The 16,838-nt window shown below is 43.6% G+C and carries 28 protein-coding genes and 1 tRNA gene; 6 read left to right on the forward strand and 23 right to left on the reverse strand.

All coding sequences use genetic code 11. The features are described 5' to 3' along the window. The first annotated feature begins 18 nt into the window (after positions 1-18). The gene (locus JFQ59_RS01305) at positions 19-321 is read left to right on the forward strand and encodes a PRC-barrel domain-containing protein (protein WP_202318593.1); all 303 of its coding nucleotides are present in this window, start codon (positions 19-21) and stop codon (positions 319-321) included. Here the strand turns inward: JFQ59_RS01305 and JFQ59_RS01310 are convergent. Then, entirely contained in the window at positions 293-1,129 is an 837-nt protein-coding gene (locus JFQ59_RS01310; RefSeq protein WP_202318594.1) for a DMT family transporter, read from the reverse strand. The genes JFQ59_RS01305 and JFQ59_RS01310 overlap by 29 nt on opposite strands. Positions 1,130-1,348: 219 nt before the next feature. Between JFQ59_RS01310 and JFQ59_RS01315 the strand changes: the two genes are divergently transcribed. The 3 genes from JFQ59_RS01315 to JFQ59_RS01325 all read left to right on the forward strand — a co-directional run bounded on the left by JFQ59_RS01315 (position 1,349) and on the right by JFQ59_RS01325 (position 3,476). Then, positions 1,349-1,693 (forward strand): SCP2 sterol-binding domain-containing protein, encoded by a 345-nt coding sequence (locus JFQ59_RS01315; protein ID WP_202318595.1) that lies wholly within the window; start codon positions 1,349-1,351, stop codon positions 1,691-1,693. 75 nt (positions 1,694-1,768) lie between these two features. Next, positions 1,769-2,566 carry a rhomboid family intramembrane serine protease gene (locus JFQ59_RS12645; protein ID WP_330999819.1) on the forward strand — a complete coding sequence of 266 codons (798 nt, stop codon included), beginning with the start codon at positions 1,769-1,771 and terminating at the stop codon, positions 2,564-2,566. Further along, a complete protein-coding gene (locus tag JFQ59_RS01325; protein WP_202318596.1) occupies positions 2,553-3,476 on the forward strand; it encodes an archaeosine biosynthesis radical SAM protein RaSEA in 924 nt (307 codons plus the stop codon). Before JFQ59_RS12645 ends, JFQ59_RS01325 begins: the two co-directional genes overlap by 14 nt. Here JFQ59_RS01325 and JFQ59_RS01330 read toward each other — a convergent pair. Continuing rightward, positions 3,473-3,883: a hypothetical protein gene (locus JFQ59_RS01330; protein WP_202318597.1), complete on the reverse strand. Its 411-nt coding sequence runs from the start codon at positions 3,881-3,883 to the stop codon at positions 3,473-3,475. The two genes, JFQ59_RS01325 and JFQ59_RS01330, sit on opposite strands and share 4 nt — an antisense overlap. Beyond that, a complete protein-coding gene (gene ilvD / locus JFQ59_RS01335; protein WP_202318598.1) occupies positions 3,864-5,507 on the reverse strand; it encodes a dihydroxy-acid dehydratase in 1,644 nt (547 codons plus the stop codon). The genes JFQ59_RS01330 and ilvD overlap by 20 nt, the downstream gene beginning before the upstream one ends. A gap of 121 nt (positions 5,508-5,628) precedes the next feature. On the opposite strand from ilvD, the gene JFQ59_RS01340 reads away from it, so the two are divergent. Further along, positions 5,629-6,687, forward strand: coding sequence for an AAA family ATPase (locus tag JFQ59_RS01340; protein WP_202318599.1), 1,059 nt, complete (start codon positions 5,629-5,631; stop codon positions 6,685-6,687). A 5-nt stretch (positions 6,688-6,692) separates the two neighbouring features. Here JFQ59_RS01340 and JFQ59_RS01345 read toward each other — a convergent pair whose 3' ends face one another. Genes JFQ59_RS01345 through JFQ59_RS01360 form a run of 4 tightly spaced genes read right to left on the reverse strand, consistent with a single transcriptional unit; the run spans position 6,693 to position 9,439 of the window. After that, complete coding sequence (locus tag JFQ59_RS01345) at positions 6,693-8,030, reverse strand: peptidase MA family metallohydrolase (RefSeq protein WP_202318600.1); 1,338 nt, start codon at positions 8,028-8,030, stop codon at positions 6,693-6,695. Between the two features lie 55 nt (positions 8,031-8,085). Then, a complete protein-coding gene (trxA, locus tag JFQ59_RS01350; RefSeq protein ID WP_202318601.1) occupies positions 8,086-8,490 on the reverse strand; it encodes a thioredoxin in 405 nt (134 codons plus the stop codon). 54 nt (positions 8,491-8,544) lie between these two features. Next, complete coding sequence (locus JFQ59_RS01355) at positions 8,545-8,850, reverse strand: hypothetical protein (RefSeq protein WP_202318602.1); 306 nt, start codon at positions 8,848-8,850, stop codon at positions 8,545-8,547. A gap of 22 nt (positions 8,851-8,872) precedes the next feature. After that, positions 8,873-9,439 carry a hypothetical protein gene (locus JFQ59_RS01360; protein WP_202318603.1) on the reverse strand — a complete coding sequence of 189 codons (567 nt, stop codon included), beginning with the start codon at positions 9,437-9,439 and terminating at the stop codon, positions 8,873-8,875. Positions 9,440-9,535: 96 nt separating this feature from the next. Here JFQ59_RS01360 and JFQ59_RS01365 point away from each other — a divergent pair. Then, positions 9,536-9,610, forward strand: a tRNA-Arg gene (locus JFQ59_RS01365). Between the two features lie 15 nt (positions 9,611-9,625). Here the strand turns inward: JFQ59_RS01365 and JFQ59_RS01370 are convergent. The 16 genes from JFQ59_RS01370 to JFQ59_RS01435 all read right to left on the reverse strand — a co-directional run bounded on the left by JFQ59_RS01370 (position 9,626) and on the right by JFQ59_RS01435 (position 16,778). Next, a complete protein-coding gene (locus tag JFQ59_RS01370) occupies positions 9,626-10,963 on the reverse strand; it encodes a mannose-1-phosphate guanylyltransferase/mannose-6-phosphate isomerase (protein WP_202318604.1) in 1,338 nt (445 codons plus the stop codon). 90 nt (positions 10,964-11,053) lie between these two features. Then, positions 11,054-11,293 carry a DUF3368 domain-containing protein gene (locus tag JFQ59_RS12730; protein WP_202318605.1) on the reverse strand — a complete coding sequence of 80 codons (240 nt, stop codon included), beginning with the start codon at positions 11,291-11,293 and terminating at the stop codon, positions 11,054-11,056. A gap of 13 nt (positions 11,294-11,306) precedes the next feature. Next, the gene (locus tag JFQ59_RS01380) at positions 11,307-11,651 is read right to left on the reverse strand and encodes a HepT-like ribonuclease domain-containing protein (RefSeq protein WP_202318606.1); all 345 of its coding nucleotides are present in this window, start codon (positions 11,649-11,651) and stop codon (positions 11,307-11,309) included. Between the two features lie 17 nt (positions 11,652-11,668). After that, positions 11,669-11,974, reverse strand: a complete 306-nt coding sequence (locus tag JFQ59_RS01385; RefSeq protein WP_202318607.1) for a nucleotidyltransferase family protein — start codon at positions 11,972-11,974, stop codon at positions 11,669-11,671. 74 nt (positions 11,975-12,048) lie between these two features. Then, a complete protein-coding gene (locus JFQ59_RS12520; protein ID WP_269140532.1) occupies positions 12,049-12,174 on the reverse strand; it encodes a hypothetical protein in 126 nt (41 codons plus the stop codon). 122 nt (positions 12,175-12,296) lie between these two features. Next, entirely contained in the window at positions 12,297-12,653 is a 357-nt protein-coding gene (locus JFQ59_RS01390) for a type II toxin-antitoxin system PemK/MazF family toxin (protein WP_202318608.1), read from the reverse strand. Further along, complete coding sequence (locus tag JFQ59_RS01395; protein WP_202318609.1) at positions 12,628-12,816, reverse strand: antitoxin family protein; 189 nt, start codon at positions 12,814-12,816, stop codon at positions 12,628-12,630. Before JFQ59_RS01395 ends, JFQ59_RS01390 begins: the two co-directional genes overlap by 26 nt. Before the next feature lie 305 nt (positions 12,817-13,121). Continuing rightward, positions 13,122-13,595 (reverse strand): hypothetical protein, encoded by a 474-nt coding sequence (locus JFQ59_RS01400; protein ID WP_202318610.1) that lies wholly within the window; start codon positions 13,593-13,595, stop codon positions 13,122-13,124. 30 nt (positions 13,596-13,625) lie between these two features. Next, positions 13,626-13,925, reverse strand: a complete 300-nt coding sequence (locus JFQ59_RS01405; RefSeq protein WP_202318611.1) for a UPF0175 family protein — start codon at positions 13,923-13,925, stop codon at positions 13,626-13,628. Positions 13,926-14,016: 91 nt separating this feature from the next. After that, entirely contained in the window at positions 14,017-14,658 is a 642-nt protein-coding gene (locus JFQ59_RS01410) for a hypothetical protein (protein ID WP_202318612.1), read from the reverse strand. A 183-nt stretch (positions 14,659-14,841) separates the two neighbouring features. Continuing rightward, positions 14,842-15,120 (reverse strand): type II toxin-antitoxin system RelE family toxin, encoded by a 279-nt coding sequence (locus tag JFQ59_RS01415; protein ID WP_202318613.1) that lies wholly within the window; start codon positions 15,118-15,120, stop codon positions 14,842-14,844. Further along, positions 15,105-15,290 carry a hypothetical protein gene (locus tag JFQ59_RS01420; RefSeq protein ID WP_202318614.1) on the reverse strand — a complete coding sequence of 62 codons (186 nt, stop codon included), beginning with the start codon at positions 15,288-15,290 and terminating at the stop codon, positions 15,105-15,107. The genes JFQ59_RS01415 and JFQ59_RS01420 overlap by 16 nt, the downstream gene beginning before the upstream one ends. 130 nt (positions 15,291-15,420) lie before the next feature. Next, positions 15,421-15,558, reverse strand: coding sequence for a hypothetical protein (locus JFQ59_RS01425; protein ID WP_230972194.1), 138 nt, complete (start codon positions 15,556-15,558; stop codon positions 15,421-15,423). After that, the gene (locus JFQ59_RS12830; RefSeq protein WP_456237159.1) at positions 15,555-15,923 is read right to left on the reverse strand and encodes a hypothetical protein; all 369 of its coding nucleotides are present in this window, start codon (positions 15,921-15,923) and stop codon (positions 15,555-15,557) included. Before JFQ59_RS12830 ends, JFQ59_RS01425 begins: the two co-directional genes overlap by 4 nt. Positions 15,924-16,143: 220 nt before the next feature. Beyond that, entirely contained in the window at positions 16,144-16,512 is a 369-nt protein-coding gene (locus JFQ59_RS12380; protein ID WP_202318615.1) for a toxin-antitoxin system TumE family protein, read from the reverse strand. Next, entirely contained in the window at positions 16,503-16,778 is a 276-nt protein-coding gene (locus JFQ59_RS01435; protein ID WP_202318616.1) for a hypothetical protein, read from the reverse strand. Before JFQ59_RS01435 ends, JFQ59_RS12380 begins: the two co-directional genes overlap by 10 nt. Positions 16,779-16,838 lie beyond the last annotated feature (60 nt).

Here is a 16,838-nt window from a genome sequence, read left to right on the forward strand (position 1 = left end):
TTCGTTCTGCTATTTTTCATGGGAATGATCGGAGAAATAACAACTTTCTTTGGAATGAGAGTTTTCACTGATGAGGGGAGGTACGTTGGCAGGGTTGAAGATGTGATCATTGATCAGAACACGAAGTCGATAAGAGGTCTGGCTGTCTCAGACTACAACAAGGCTCTTATCGATTCTCACGCCAAGGGCGTTATAATACCCTACAGGGTTGTTAAGGCTGTAGGCGACATTATCATAATAAAGGATCTCTTCAAAAGAAAATCCAGAGTACCCGACTACATTCAGGAGGAGCTCACGGCTGAAGAAGAAGCAGAAGTATAGAAAAGACGACGATTCCTATCCCCACGGCGAGTCTGAGGTCTACTTTCTCTTTTAGCAGAACCACCGCCAGAAGTGCAGAAAAGACGGGAGAGGCTGCAGAGGGTTGAACAACATTCCAAGATGCTGATAGCTTTATTGCGGTTATGAAAACTGCAATTCCTGCAAAAGAGAGAAAACCGCCGATAATTCCTGCGTAAATGGTCGAATCCCTGTTTTTAATTTCACTCCGTTTTGCCGTGATGCTGAGAAGAAGCAGGCAGAAGAGCATTCTTGTGAACGCTAAAACCGAAATTGGAAGTCTGTCAGAAAGGAAATCAAGTGTCAGAATTGCCAGAGCCCATGAAATGGCTGCAAAAAGTGCAAAAAACAGTCCAGACGGAGATATATCTCCATTCTTCTTCCCATATATCACATAAACGGCAAGAATTACAAGCAGCGCAGAGAGAAGGGTGTTGGGTTTCAGTGTGGCACCGTAAATTACTGTCGATAGCAGAACAACGTAAACGGGATAGGTTGATGATGCAGGGAGCGCCACACTCACCGGTGCTCTTTTTAAGGCGGCCATGTAGCTGAGATCCCCGATATAAAAAGAAAGTACTGCTGAGACGATCAGAACAGCGATGGTCTCCAGATCAAAGTGTGAGTTCGGTAGATCAACAATGGCGAAGGGAAGGAAGTAGAGTGTGGCAAAGAGAGTACGATGAAAGTTGGCCGTGAATACCGAAACCTCACTAACCCCCTTTTTGTATGCAATGCTGTTAAAGGCCCAGCATATCGATGCGACGAGAGCAAGGATTATCCCCAGCACTTTTTTCAGTAGGGGCTGAGTGATAAATACATAGCCTTCAAGTTTATAATTTTTAATTATTGGTTTTATTTCAAAAATTTAAATTTTTTCATAATTTAGTTTAAACTGCTAAAATCTATGCAAAAATCAGGTTTTTCGGCCACTGAATCTTTAGGACAAAAATCACAAGATTTATATATGAAAGAACCCGATGATGAGTTGGTACAAGAGGTGATGCAGATGAGTGAGGCAAAGGATTTGATTATGAAAATGTGTGAGATTCAGAACAGTGATGAGGCAATACAGAAAGAACTGGCAGGCTGGAGCGGTGTTGTGCAGTACAAGCTTGATGGAGAGGAATTTTATGTGGAGTACAAGGCTGATGGAACATGCGAATTTAAAGAGGGTGTTCACAGTTCACCTACCTTCACAATCGTTGCCCCGCCAGACTTCTGGCTTTCCGTTCTGAAGGGGCAGGAAGACCCCGTCAGTGGCTTCATGATGGGCAAGTACAGAATTGAAGGAAACATAATGGAAGCCCAGAGGCTGGCAGGAGCAATCAAGAAATTCCAGGGAAAACTTTAACTTTTTTTAATAAAAAATTGATTCCGGTAAATCTCTGTAGCAAAAATTTTTAACTTCCGGCGTTTTAGTAAACAGGTGGCCAAGTGCGATGTTTGTGGCGAGGAAGTAACCCTCCCCTACAGATGCAAGTACTGCGGGGGTACATTCTGCAGCGAGCACAGGTTACCGGAGAACCACGACTGTGATGGTCTTGACGACTACTGGAACGTTCCGGTTAATGTAAAGAAAAGACTGTCACCATCAAACCAACCTGTAAGGAGGTTCAAAATTCCGAATTACGGTGCAAACAATACAGTTCTGATCATCTGCACAATCTTATTCTTCATTTCCATGCTGGCACCTGTTCAGATGGTTAACCTTTTTGCTCTCCATCCGAGACTTGAGCTCCTCATTGAAATGCCGTGGCAGCTCGTCACCAGCATATTTCTCCATATCGAGTTCTGGCATTTCTTCATCAACATGTTCGTGCTGCTCTTCTTTGGAGCAGAGCTTGAAAGAAGGCTCGGAGAAAGAAAGTATCTTGAGATATTCTTTGCAGCCGGACTTGCAGGGAATCTGGGATATATCGCCTATTCCTATGCTGTTGGAAACTTTTCTCCGGCTCTTGGAGCTTCAGCCGCAATTTTCGGCGTAATGGGCTGTCTGGCAATTATCGCTCCTGAAATCAGGATCATCATCATTCCGATTCCGATTCCGATTGGCATAAGAACTGCACTGCTGCTGTTTGCTGCCTACGATTTCTGGATGATGGTGGCAAGCTCTCTTGGAATTTTCTACACAAATGTTGCGAACATCGCCCATCTCGCAGGTTTGGCAGTGGGGCTGTACTACGGAAAAAGGATTGGAAGAAGGAGAGTGTATGGGGTCTATTAAGCCCGCTGTGTGGAAGGAAAAAGAGAGGCTAAATGGCAGAATAGTTGACGGTCTGACCGTGATACTCCGCACCAGAGGATGCAGATGGGATGGCTGCCACATGTGTGGTTACACGAACGAGGCTTACCCCGCAACGGAGGAAGATCTGATTCGTCAGATCGATTTCGCATTGAGTGATGGTGCAGAGGTTGTGAAGATATTCACCTCGGGAAGCTTTTTCGATGATGCAGAGTTGACTGAAAAAGTGAGGATCTATCTTCTGGACAAATTAAAGGAGATTGGAGTGAAGAAACTTATTGTGGAGAGCAGACCAGAATTCATTGACAGGGATAAACTTGAGACCTTCAAAGACGTCAATCTCGAGGTCGGAATAGGTCTTGAGAGTGCCAGCGATGAGATCAGAGAACTTTGCATAAACAAGGGATTCACCTTTGAGGATTTCAGAGAGGCAGCAGAGATGATAAAAGAGGTAGGTTTCAGGGTAAAATGCTACTTGCTGCTGAAACCACCGTTTCTTTCGGAAAGCGAGGCCATAAATGACGCCCTGAGGTCTATTGAGGTTGTGAAGGGTCTGGCAGACGTTATCTCCCTGAATCTGACCAACGTTCAGAAGGGGACTCTGGTTGAGAAGCTCTGGAATGCCAGAATTTATCGTCCTCCCTGGCTCTGGAGTGCAGTCGAGGTATTGAAAAACGTTAAGGGCATCGAAATCATGTGTGACCCGGTTGCTGCTGGAAAGGCCAGAGGTCCGCACAACTGCGGGAAGTGTGACTCAACAGTTGCCGGAGCGATAAGAAATTTCTCCCTGACTCAGGATTCTGGCGTTTTTGAAAATCTGGATTGCACCTGCAGAGAAAAATGGAAAAAATCTCTGGAACTGGAGGATTTTTCAAGGATACCTCTTTTTTAAAACCTCATGCCCACCATTGGAGGTGGTGGCGGAGTCAGAAGTAGCCAGACGCCAAACATTGCGAGCATTATCACCGCTGTCAGGAAAACCACTACTGAGGCGATAACTGTTGCTGCAAAGGCCTCAATGAAGCTTATGTCGAGCAGAGACTTGAGAACATACAGGTATATGAGGAACGCCAGAAATGGAACGATGATAAAGAGCGGTGTAAAGTGCAGCAGCATCGCAACCACAGCAGTTATCGTAAACGCAGCAAAGTTGGCGAATCCACACCTCACTATTCCCCTGTCCTTTCCAAGCACCCTGAGACCGATCCAGATGAAAAATCCCGGAAGAATGATGGAGATCAGGAAAAACGATAGCGCTGCTATTCCCAGTGAGAAAAAATTAAAGAAGGGCGGCACCATCCTCAGCCCCCTTTACCAGTTTGACATACTTCCCCAGATAACCCTTCAGATCCTTCTCTTTTGGCTTCCACTTTTCCCTTCTCTCCTCAAACTCCTCTTCCGAAATCTTTGCCTCCAGTTTTCTGGCTGGGATGTCAATTGAGATCGTATCCCCATCCTCGAGGAGGGCTATGTTCCCACCCACAGCAGCTTCGGGTGAAACATGCCCTATGCACGGTCCTCTCGTCGCTCCGCTGAATCTTCCATCTGTAATCAGTGCAACCCTCTCCAAACCCAGCCCAGATATGGCTGCTGTCGGCAGGAGCATCTCCGGCATTCCCGGCGCACCTTTCGGACCCATGTATCTTATAACAACCACGTCCCCGTTCTCAATTTTACCATCGAGTATGGCTTTAAGCGCCTCCTTCTCGCTGTCGAAAACTTTCGCATACCCCTCAAACTTCTGCATCTCCTCACTCACAGCAGCAGCCTTAATCACTGAACCGTTTTCTGCGATATTCCCCTTAAGTATTGCTATACCTCCCTCTTTATGCAAGGGGCTGTCAGGACTCCTGATTATATCTCTCCCTCTTAAAACCGCCTCTTCAGCTATCTCGTAGAGGGTTTTGCCGCTCACCGTCATCTCATTGTGGAAGTACCTCTTTGCCTTCCTGATGAGCATCGGCACTCCACCGCTCTCGTCCAGATCAACAACCATTTCCTTGCTTGCCGGATCTATAGACACAATATGCGGTGTTCTTCTGCTTATCTCGTCAAAGAGGTCAAGACTTAGCCTTATCCCCGCCTCCTTCGCAACAGCAGGCAGGTGCAGGACTGTGTTCGTTGATCCGCCAACCAGCATGTCCATGGTTATGGCATTCTCAAAAGATCTCTCATTAATGAAATCAAGAGGCTTTATGTTCTGCCTTACCAGGTCTACAACCCTCTTACCGCTCTGCTTCGCTATTCTAAGCTTTCTTGAAGATGGGCAGGGGGATGTGGAGCAGTAAGGCATGCTCAAACCAAGGGTTTCGGTCAGAATCTGCATACTGTTTGCCGTGTACAGGCCCTGACAGCTACCGCAGTACGGGGCGCAGTAGTCTTCATAGAGCTTAAGACCGGCGTCATCCAGCTTTCCGGACTTGTACATTCCGGCAGCCTCGAACGCATCCTTTATCGAAACTTTCTCTCCACCAACCCTCTCGTAGGGCATCGGACCCCCGGTGACGGCAATGGCCGGGATGTTCAGTCTGAGCATTGCCATCAGCATTCCCGGAATTATCTTATCACAGCTCGCAACAACAACAAGCCCATCAAACCTGTGAGCCTCAACCATTGCCTCTATGGTGTCCGCAACAAGCTCTCTTGATGGCAGGGAGAAGCACATTCCTTCATGTCCCATTGCTATTCCATCACATATTCCGATTATGCCAAACTCAAAAGGCACGCCACCTGCAGCGTAAATCCCCTCCTTAACGGCCTGGGTTAGCTTGTCAAGAGTCATATGTCCGGGAACAATCGTGTTGTATGCATTGGCAACCCCTATAAAAGGTTTATCCATCTCGTCATCTGTAACGCCAAGAGCTTTCAAAAGAGCTCTGTGGGCAACCCTGTCTATTCCCCTTTTCACTTCATCACTTCTCATAGATTTAAAGAAGCGCCATTATTCTTAAAATTAGCGTTAATAACCATGCAATTCGTCAGTTTTATCAATGCCAGAAGTTGATAAAAAGAAATATTAAGCATACTCTACAAGAAGTAATTGAATGCCAAAAAGGGAAAGCGCAGAAATCAAGTACCTCATACTCCGCCCGCTGGGTTATCCGCTTAAAGCAAGCTATCACGAATACCCTGAGGTAGATAACCCCAAGGTTTTTGATGTTTATGCGAAAGAGCAGTGGAAGGGGGAGTTCGTGCACAAAAACAAGCTCATATTTGACATCAGGATGTTTCCGGACTTTGCGTTTGAGGTTATTGATTGTGAGCCGCCTTCAGGATACATCTCCGACTCCACGATAATACTGGTGGAGAGCGAGTCTAAAATTATTGAGACAGAAATCGTAAGGGATATCACGCTCAAAGATGTCGTCGGACAGGATGAGGCGAAAAAGAAGGCCAGAGTAATTCTGGAATATCTCAAAAATCCCGAAAAGTTCGGAAAGTGGTCTCCGAAAAACGTCCTGTTCTACGGACCTCCAGGAACGGGGAAAACGATGATGGCAAAAGCTCTGTCAAACGAGGCGAAAACCCCCTTTCTTTCTGTAAAATCCACAAAGCTCATAGGTGACCATGTTGGTGACGGGGCAAGAAAGGTACACGAGCTTTATGAGAGGGCCAGACAGCTCGCTCCGTGCATCGTGTTTCTCGACGAGTTCGATGCAATAGCTCTTGACAGAGGATACCAGGAAATCAGAGGTGACGTGTCTGAAATTGTCAACGCACTTCTGACTGAACTCGATGGAACTCAGAGCAACGACGGGATATGCACAATAGCTGCCACAAATAGGGTTGAGCTCCTGGACTCATCAATAAGAAGCAGATTTGAAGAGGAAATAGAATTCAAGCTGCCGAGTTACGAAGAAAGACTTGAAATCCTGAAAAGGAATCTGGGTGAGTTCCCTGTGGAGGTGAAGGCCAGACTTGAGCTTGTGGCTGCTGCGTCCGAAGGTTTCAGCGGAAGAGATCTTGTAGAGAAGGTTATAAAATCTTCACTTCACAGGGCGATTGCGGAGGGAAAGGACAGGATAGAAACAGAGGATCTGTTGAGTGCGGCAGAAAAAGTAAAAATGCCTTCAAAGCAGCCACCGAAGCAGATGTTCATTTGAGCGATTCAGCCGATCCACTCATCTTCAAGCTGATCAAGCGTTTTTCCGGTGACATCCATCAGAACACGGTTGATACCTTTTTCATGCTCCAGCAATATTCTGCTGATCGCATCCCACCCGTACTTTTCAACTAAAAACCTGACGAAGCCTCCTGACTCAGAGTAGGCAAGTCCCGGATTTTTGTCCCAGCTATCGTCAAGTTTTTCTATGGGTATTAGCTTTCCACTCGCCATGGCGTTTGTGATCCTGTCTTCATTAATTTGAAGGGCCAGATAAACAGCAAGTCCCTCGTTCAACCACCGTGGAAGCGAGCTTCCGGCAATGTTTGCTACAACGTAGTGGGTGTACTCGTGAACAACGATCTGGCATGCCTGATCTGGAGAGTGCTGATTTCTACCGTGGCCCCAGGAGGAGGGGGACTGCAGTTCTATACCCTCAGCTCGTCCTATTCCGACCGTCCACACCGGCAGGTCTTTTCCAACCGCATTCTCATATTCCTCGTGGTTGGCGTAGATCGTTATCTTAACGCTGGTTGGGCAGTTAAAAATGCTGCAAACTCTGACCTTGGCAGCTTTAATGGCATTCAGAACGATGTCTCTGCTCCTGTCACCTTTATGGTATCTGATTACCACACCATCAGCATTCAGCTCTTTCCACGCATTTGATGGTTGTACAGCGGCAAGCCCCTCGAAGATTCCCGGTGCATCCTCTATCTCTAATTTTTTCACTCTGAAGGGCTTTATTCCGGGGGACATGCTGTCCTTAAGTGTGAATGTTGCGGTTTTGGCGACCACACTGACCTGACGTATCGTGAAATCCGTATCGATGCCCATATCTCTGAGCTTGTCGAGGTCGAGGACGAGTTCCATTGAAGTGCAGCTCTTCTTGGCCTTTCCTTTGTAGTACACCTTTCCACCATATCCGTAATCCTTGAATTCAAAGCTGTCTCCGTACAGCAGGATCTGATACATTTTGTCTGATTTCAGGTTTATGACGACCATGGAGTTTGAGGTGAACGCAAGATCGTAGAACGTCAGTCCAATATAAAGCGTTGAGGAGTTTCTGAAGCTGTACAACTGGTACAGGTCAACAAAATCGGTATCGTCATTATCTTCCACGGGGTTGAACTCCTCGTTCTTATCAATTAAACCGTCAAACTTCACGTGTACTTCATCCAAATCAAATTTGGCTTCAGTCCGGGAACTCCATGGCTGCGTTTTGGCCATGGTGGTTGTTGCGGGCACGCGAGTTTCACTGGACACGTAACTCTTGCCCGACTCGCCAACACAGGCGGCTATCAAAACGGCTAAAATTATTATCAAAACTAATTTTTTTGAAGCCATTGATTGGAGTTAAACTGTTTGATTTATAAATTTTATTTCAATACTGCAAAAAAATTTATTTGATGTTTCTCTCAACCCATCTCTTTATTTCGCTTTTCGGCAGAGCCCCGACCACCTGATCAACAGGCCTGCCATTCTTGAAGAAAATGAGCGTTGGTATTGCGGATATTCCGTATCTCGAAGCTATGGCTGGATTCTCATCCGTGTTCAGCTTTCCGAATACCACCTTCCCTGCATACTCCTTTGCCAGCTCCTCTACCACCGGAGCAATCATTCTGCATGGCATGCACCACTCCGCCCAAAAATCGATGACGACGTTCTCGTATTTTTTCAGCGTTTCATCGAAATTGGCAGTGTTAAGCTTTACTGGGGTGTCCACTGCTTTAATCTTCTCCTCTCCACTCATCTTCTGCATCAACTCCATCATTTTTTTCTTTCTTATAATCTCTATTTCGTCCATGATTTCAACTTTTTGATTTCTTAATTTATCAGTTACGAAGTTTTGATGAAAACATCATATCGCTCCGAATACGGCGGCCCTTATCATTTCAAGGATGTGTATCCCGTTGGCCTCAAGAATCAGGTTCAGCACCGCACCGATTATCGCACCGACGATAAGAGATGCAAGAACCCTTACCTTTACTATCAGGATCAGAGCTATCACGAGCAGAACGAGCGTTGACGCCATGCCAAGCTGCGAAAGCTGAACCTGGGCATCACTCACGACGTCGCTCATAAGGCTGAGCAGCGTAGCAATACCACTCAGACCGAACATCAACCCAACGACGAGACCGATGAGGGTTATACTGGTTTCTCCCATATCCCATGTTCTTTTCTGAAGTTTAATATTTTTCGATCAGTCGTCTCCTCAGCGAGGGGTTTTTTACAGCATCAATCGAACCTTTTATCTCCGAAGACAGTTCAACCCCATACCTGCTGGCAATTTCAATGAGGGCAAGAGACCTGTAGTAGGGATCCGGAATCATTCTGGCGATGTTCAAGTTCTCGGGATATGGCTTTCTGCCCGCCAGTCTCTTCAGTGCTGCAGACAGGATACGGGGACTGAGTATTTTCAACGAAAAATTCAGATCTCCCGTTCTTTCCAGAAGTATGGAGTACGCCACGTCTTTTCTATATGGATCGTCTATCTTTTTTGCAACCTCAGCAACGGCCAGTGGATTTTCAGAATATTCGATTATCCTCAGGTGATCTTCATCTGTCTCAGCGATGGACAGTGCCTTTTCAAGAAATTTTTTATCACCGGAGAAGTTGTACAACACCATCATTGCATAAATTTTAGCTTCCCTGTCTTCAAGGTCTTCAGCTACCTTCGCAGCGATGTCTGGGTCTTTCTCAACTATGTCTCCTATTTTCTGGGCAATCTTTGAATCCCTGACTTTTCTCTCCACACAATCATTAGGCACAAGGTATTATTAGCATTTTTGCCATTCTTCTGCAAGGCAGCAAGAGAAACCTTTAAGTTCACAACATAGAAGTGATTGCAGGGGCCCGTGGCTCAGCATGGATAGAGCGACGGCCTTCTAAGCCGTAGATCGCGGGTTCAAATCCCGCCGGGTCCGCTTTATCCTTATTTCTCAGTCTCTCCTGAAATCGTCCTCAAGCCTCTCTATGTCGTCTTCGTCGATGAACTCCCCAATCTGCACCTCTATGACTTCCAGAGGTATCATGCCGGGGTTCTCCAACCTGTGCGTCTCTCCCGCCCTTATGAAGGTGCTCTCTCCGTTCCTCAAAAGGAGTTCTCTGTCATCAACAACAACCTTCGCCGTGCCCTTGACCACAACCCAGTGCTCACTTCTGTGGTAATGCCTCTGCAAACTGAGTCTCTTCTTTGGCAACACCGTAAGCCTTTTTATCCTGTAAAATTGTCCCTCCTCGAGAACCGTATATGATCCCCAGGGTCTGTAGGCCGTTCTGTGTACTTCAACTCGTTTATCCCCCTTTTCCCTGAGAATTCTAACGATATCCCTTATCTTCTGAGAATCCTTCTTTGAGGATACGAGTACAACATCTCCGGTATCGATCACAGCGAGGTCCCTGACTCCCACCAATGCCAGCAGTCTTTCAGAGATTGCGAGATTGTTTTCAGAGTCAACTATGAGGATCTCCCCGGAGATGGCGTTACCCCTATCATCCTTCTTATACAGTTCATAGATTGCATCAAAGCTTCCGACATCGCTCCAGAAGGTGTTAAGCGGTATTACCGCAGCCTTATCCGTTTTCTCCATCACACCTTTGTCAATTGAAACCTCTGGCAGAGAGATGTAGTCTGTCTTTTCCAACAAGCCCAGCACTTCCGGAACATGCTTTCCGCACTCCTCGAGAAACAGATCCTTTGAGAAGACAAATATTCCGCTGTTCCAGAGGCAACCTTCTCTGATCAGCATTTCCGCTGTCTCTCTGTTCGGCTTTTCAATAAACCTCTCAACCAGAAATCCCTCTCCAAGCTCTTTTCCCGGTTTTATATAACCATATCCAGTGTGTGGGTGAGTGGGTTTAACGCCGAAGGTTACGATGTGGTTGTCAGCCAGCTTTTCTGCGTTCTTGAAGGCTTTTATAAAGTCTTCATTTGCATCAATAAGATGATCTGCCGGCATTACAGCAACTGTTGCATCTCCACCAATCTCCCTCAAAGCATATATGACCGCTGGCAGAGTATTTTTTGCTACAGGTTCGAGCAGAATGTTTGGTATTTCCACCCCAATTTCCGCAAGCTGATCAAGAACACGGAACTTGTGTTTTTCGTTTGCGACAATATAGATGTCCTCTGGATCAGCTAGCATCAGAGCCCTCCTAACGGTATGCTGGAATAAAGACCTGTTTTCGAAAATTTCTATAAACTGCTTTGGCAACTCCTCCCTGCTGAGTGGGAACAATCTTGTGCCACTCCCTCCAGCGAGAATGACGATTTTCACGGTGTAAAAATTTACAAGGGTTGATAAATAATTTGCGTTTTGGCGTACTTCCTATTCTGACCTTCGGTCCACTTTCTCCCCATCTCTTGCTTATAACTCCCCCAACTCTTCCAGTATTCTTTCATACAATTCTCTATTTAACCAGAATCCCGTTTTCATAAGCTTTTCAATCTCATCCTTTAAACACTCTACTTTACCTTCACGCTTTGCCCTGATTAAAATACCTACTGGTTTATGACCAAATACGAAGGATGGACTTAACAGTCTCAATTTTCCTGTATATTCTCGCCTCCCACAGTGCAGTAAGCTTAGCACAGAGCAGAAGGCCATGTATTATTCTTAATCAGTGATGAATATTATGGGCTTTAATCCAATTGAATTCATTTTTGATTATCATCGTTATGTTATTCATCAGTCCTGGTATTTCTTTTGTTGCAACTATCCAAACGATCTCTATCTTCACACCGAAATAAGAATGTATGAGCTTGTCCTTCATTCCTGATATTTTCCTCCAATCAATCCTGTATTTTTCTTTGAGATCTGCTGAAATATTCTTGACAGCTTCACCAATAATTTCGATGTTGCGAATTACTGCATCTTGCTTCTCCTCATTTTTAAGAAGATCCTCGTAACTCAAATTTTCCACATATTTTTGAATTCTCCTACATGCTTCGAGGATGTCAAACAAAAAATTCCTTGTCTCCCCTATGCATAGATTAAGCCTCTTTTGATGCTCTCCTTTATATATGGGATTCTGATGGTTTCTACTCCATCCCTGGTGATCAGATCCACCTTTCTGCCCAAGAGAGCTTCAAGATATTCAGTCAATTTCAGATACTTTTCAAAGGTAAGCTCGTCCATGTAAAATTCGACATAAATGTCCAAGTCGCTCCTAGCAGACTCTTCTCCCTTTGCGTAAGATCCGAAAACGCCTATTTTTTTCACACCAAAGTTCTTTCTAAGCTCATCCTTATGATCTCTCAATAACTTTAAGATTCTCTCGACATTCATACCGTTTTCCCTCGAGTTTTAATTTTGAACCCTTACAAGGATTCTCGGTGTTAATTAGTTCTTTTGTATTTAAATCACTTTCGTCTTAGAATTTCTCTGATTTTTCTTTCAATTTCTTTAGCCCATCTATCTCCCTTCTCTCTTCTCCAGTCGTAGAATAGGTAGCCTATGCATCCGATGAAAGTGGTGGCTGAGATCATCAGGCCGATTTCAAACCAGTCCAGGTTTGTACCAGATTACGATTTCGAGATTGAATTTCGTTTATTCAAGCGGTTTATAACCCTGTTTTTCTTCATACATCTCTTCAATTCTATTCGATTAACTAAAGATTAAATACTCTTCTAATTATATTTTTAACCTCAAAAAGTTTTTGCTGTTTTAGTCTCCCAACTTTTTTGATAATAAGATTTCTCTCAATAGTAAAAATGGAGTGGCAGTGAACATAACTTGTTTTCTTGAGTTTTCCTTCTTCTAAATCCCTAGGAGTCAACTCAACTTCAAAATCAGGCAGATGGTGGGATGAGCTTATTTTGGCAACTATAAAGTCAGATGATATGCGATTTAAATTTTCTGAACTTAAAACGAGCACCGGTCTAAGCTTTTTGCCTATTAAATCTGTAAACGGCAGCTCAAGAATGACGATATCGCCTTCTTTATAGCTCAAAGAGCTCTTCTGCATCCTCACCCTCTCTCAGAAGCTTAAAATATCCATGCAGTTTCAGATCGTTCAATGTTTTTACCTCTTCTATACTCAAGATCACCTTAGATCTCTCCGGAACGTCGAGTTTGATCAGCGGTATTAAAACCCCTTTCTCGTATATGCACTCAATCTTCTTGCTCATGACTATTACATAGCTTTTTTGTTTTATAAATCTTCTTGAGGTTCTTAACTTTCTTCTCAATTCTTTTAGCCCATCTGTCTTCTTTCTCTCTCCTCCAGTCGTAGAAGAGGTAGCCGATGCAACCAGCGAAAGTTAATCCGGAAATCATCAACCCAATCTCAAACCAGTCCAGGTTTGTATCTTATGATGATTTCGAGGTTGCCGGTTTGGTTGATCCAGAAGCCGTTTATTACCGAACACAAGGGGATGGATCTAACCTTTTCTACTAACTTATCGTCCTTGTATGCCACAAGAACATCAAAAGGTTATTCCTCGAACTTATTGAAAAGATATCTTTTGTTTCTGATTACTATTCTATCCTTTGTTTCAATTTCCTCAATAATATCTTTTAGTTCGATTCTATTTTTGATAATTCCCAAATCGACCATAGCAGAGAGAAGGTCTTCAATATTAAAGACATCGATACCGATTTCTTTGGCAACCTTCTCAACGACTTTATCGTTTGAAAGAATAATCCATCCTCTGTTCTTTGCCAGAGCCATTGCTTCCATCTCTCCGAATCCCAGCCTTCTCTTCTTAGAAAGCTCCTTAACTATGCCAATTTCAATCTCATTTAGGGTGGCGATTTTAATTATCTCATTGTCTATTAGCTGAATAGCGTAATCTACAAAATCATATCCCTTTTCTTTTGCCCTTAAGACCTCTTCATAAACTCTTGGAGGTATAGAACTGAGCTTTAAAGAGTTTTTCGAGCAAATCGAACTTTCTGATCTTCGCAAAACAACTCAGTATGTCGGTATCGAGAACTATCATAGCATGCTTTTCAGCTTCTCTGTTCTCTTCCTCAACTCATCTTCATTTGAGCCAACTTCTCTCTTAATTTTCCTGCTAACGAATTCTCTGAATTCTACTACCTCCATACCGGCGATTTCCGCTGCTTTCTCAAGCGATACCTCTTCATCTTTGTACAATTCCAAGGCTACCTCTATTTTGAGTTGGGGATTTACCTCGAACAAAGCTCTTATAGCCTCTTTCAGCAACTCCTCTTCGGAATACTTCCTGAGCAATACGTTGATCTCCTTCTGGAAGGCGGATACTTTTAGACCCATTAAATATACCTCGGATGTACGATTAAATAAAGCTTGTTATTATCTTTGTCTTAAAGTCCTGAGCAAGTCTTTAACCTCTGTTTCTATCTTTTTAGCCCATCCATCTCCTTTCCCCCTTCTCCAGTCGTAGAAGGAGTAAATGATGCATCCGATGAAGGTTGTAGCGGAAATCATCAAACCACTCGAACCAGTCCTGGGGTTTGTAGCGGATTACTATTTCAAGGTCGCCGGTTTCGTTGATCCAGAAGCCGTTAATAACAGAATACAATGGGATGGATTTAACTTTTTCTACCAGTTTATCCCTGTATATTCTCGCCTCCCACAATGGATCGTAGGCTTCTGCAAATGAGAGCATGAAGGGCTTTTTCGCCTGAACTTTGACCTTCCACAAAGTGGGGTTGACTTTTGTGTAGCTGATTACCTCAGCCGGTTTTTCTTTTACCTCGAATAGCTGGTTTATTGTCTGGTTTGTTTTGGTTGAGTATAACCAGATTACATCGAGCTTTGCGTCATCGCTTAGTGGGGTAATCTCGAGCCTGTACTTTCCTTCTGTCAGATTGAAGAGGGGTGTATAGGTGTAATTCGCGGATGTGTTGAGGTTGAAGGAGTAGAATGAGGTGTTGCCAACAACAGTAACCCCAAAACTGCCAACACCTTTTAAAGCGAGCCTGTAGGTTCCATTCTTGACGATTTCGATGTCCTGCCATGCCCTTCCATTTTCGAATACAAGCATTTCGCCGTTGCTGGCGTTGATGTCTTTAACAATTCCGGCATCACAGTAGAGAGATCTTGAGATTCCAAAAATACAGATATCATTATTTTTTCTTTATTGTGATTTTTATTTTCTGCAATCAGGCTAATAGACTCTTACTATTGTATTTTGTCTTATGCTCCTCAGAAAATAAATAATCGTTTTTCAATAAACCTTACCTCGAAAATGTATATTATAAACAAAAACCGTTTTTCTTGTCAGGTCAATTCTGAGTATAACTCTAAAATTACCAACCCTCAATCTAACAAAGCCCTCCCACTTACCCTTTAATTTCTGTATATCGAGACGCCTGATGGGGATTACGCCATCTTGAAGGCCATCCACCAACTCATTCAGCTTGTTAAACACAGTATTTCTTCTATTTTCGTCTAAATCTCTCAGAAATTTCTTAGCATTTTTATGGTACACTATTCTCCATTCCATGGTTCAAAATCTTTTTCATCGAAGTTTTCTGGACTTCCTGCCATACGGTCTATCTCTCTCTGCTCTTCGTCAGTAACATAGGGCATAATTTCCATAAACATCTTTAACAGCACCTCTCTGAGCTTCTCCTCAATTATTTTCTCAAGTTCATCTCTTGAGATCTGAATCATGATTAATATTTTCGACTTGGGAGTTATAAACATTTGTTCGTTTTCAGGAGAAATGGATTGGCAACAAAAATTGGTGAAGGAAGAAGAGGGGGTATAAGGTCGTGGAGTGATTAATTTTTACGGTTCTTGATTAGATTTTTAATAGCCCTTTCAACCTACAGGCATCCTGTCTTCTCTCCTCGATGAATTCTTTTAGGATGTCTTTTTCAGCTTTCGCCCTATAATCCTTAAGCCTCTCTACTAAATTTTCTTTGATTTCTATCCTCATTCTCTTACCATGGCTTGAATACTCCATTTTCGTAGATGACCTCTATCACTGTTTTGAACCTTTAAAGCCCATCCATCCCCTTTTTCCCTCCTCCAGTCGTAGAATAGGTAGGTAATGCAGCCGATGAAAGTGGTGGCTGAGATTAATAAGCCAATCTCAAACCAGTGAGGTTTGTATCTTATAACGATTTCGAGGTTGCCGGTTTCGTTGATCCAGAATCCGTTAATAACCGAATACAATTGGATGGATTTTACCTTCTCAACCAGCTTACCATCCTTGTATATTCTCGCCTCCCACAATGGATCGTAGGCTTCTGCAAATGAGAGCATGAAGGGCTTTTTCGCCTGAACTTTGACCTTCCACAAAGTGGGGTTGACTTTTGTGTAGCTGATTACCTCAGCCGGTTTTTCTTTGACTTCGAAAAGCTTTGGAATAGTCTCGTTCGAAAAGTAGGGCCGAACAACATCCAGTGTAGCATTATCATTCAGAGGTGTTTAAATCTGCATGTCTTTCCTTCGAGGTAGGAAATCGATGTGTATCGAAGTTTAAGGACTGTGATGTGAGATGTGAGTTTAAAATTTTTCTTTACAAAATGCTCTCAATCTCTTTAAACACATCCAAAAGGCTCTTGCTTTTTGAGGGCAAAACTTTTTCACCAATATGAACATGATGTGGAAACGTAGCGACCTCTCTGTGGTGTGGTGCGTTATCGTATCTAAAAATGGGAGTTTCAGATTTCCTATAATGGAATCGGTACCTTATTCTCTCCAAACCTTTACTGGCATCCTTTATGAGTTCCAAAAATTCGAGTGTCGAACCGTCTTTAAAAAGAACTGCCCCATAAAGCAGAACCAGTGTGGAAGATTTAACATCAACATTTAATTCGTAAGAAAGTATGACCGGACTAGTTTTCAGTGTATTTATTACTTGGTCTAAATAATCATCTATCTGCACAGTTTCAACATCCTGATGATGGCATCTCTATCCTTTTTCAGCAATTCTAAAGCCTCAAATTCGGATGCCCAGAGCATAAATTCCTGTGAGTCCCCAATTTCACCTTTTTCAAACTTTTTGTGAAATTCTTCACTGCTGATACCATGTTTCTTCTCAAAATCCTTGAGTTTCTCCGTTGTCTTTTGGATACTGTACTCTATAAGTTTCAGCTCCCTTTCCAGCGAATTTCTCAGAATCTGAAATTCTCTCTCGGTTTTTGCTATCATCCAATAGTATCTTATCAGAAATATTGAAATACTTTTCGACATAGTGTAAAATGAATTTAT

It is taken from the genome of Archaeoglobus neptunius, assembly GCF_016757965.1.
Lineage (GTDB): Archaea > Halobacteriota > Archaeoglobi > Archaeoglobales > Archaeoglobaceae > Archaeoglobus > Archaeoglobus neptunius.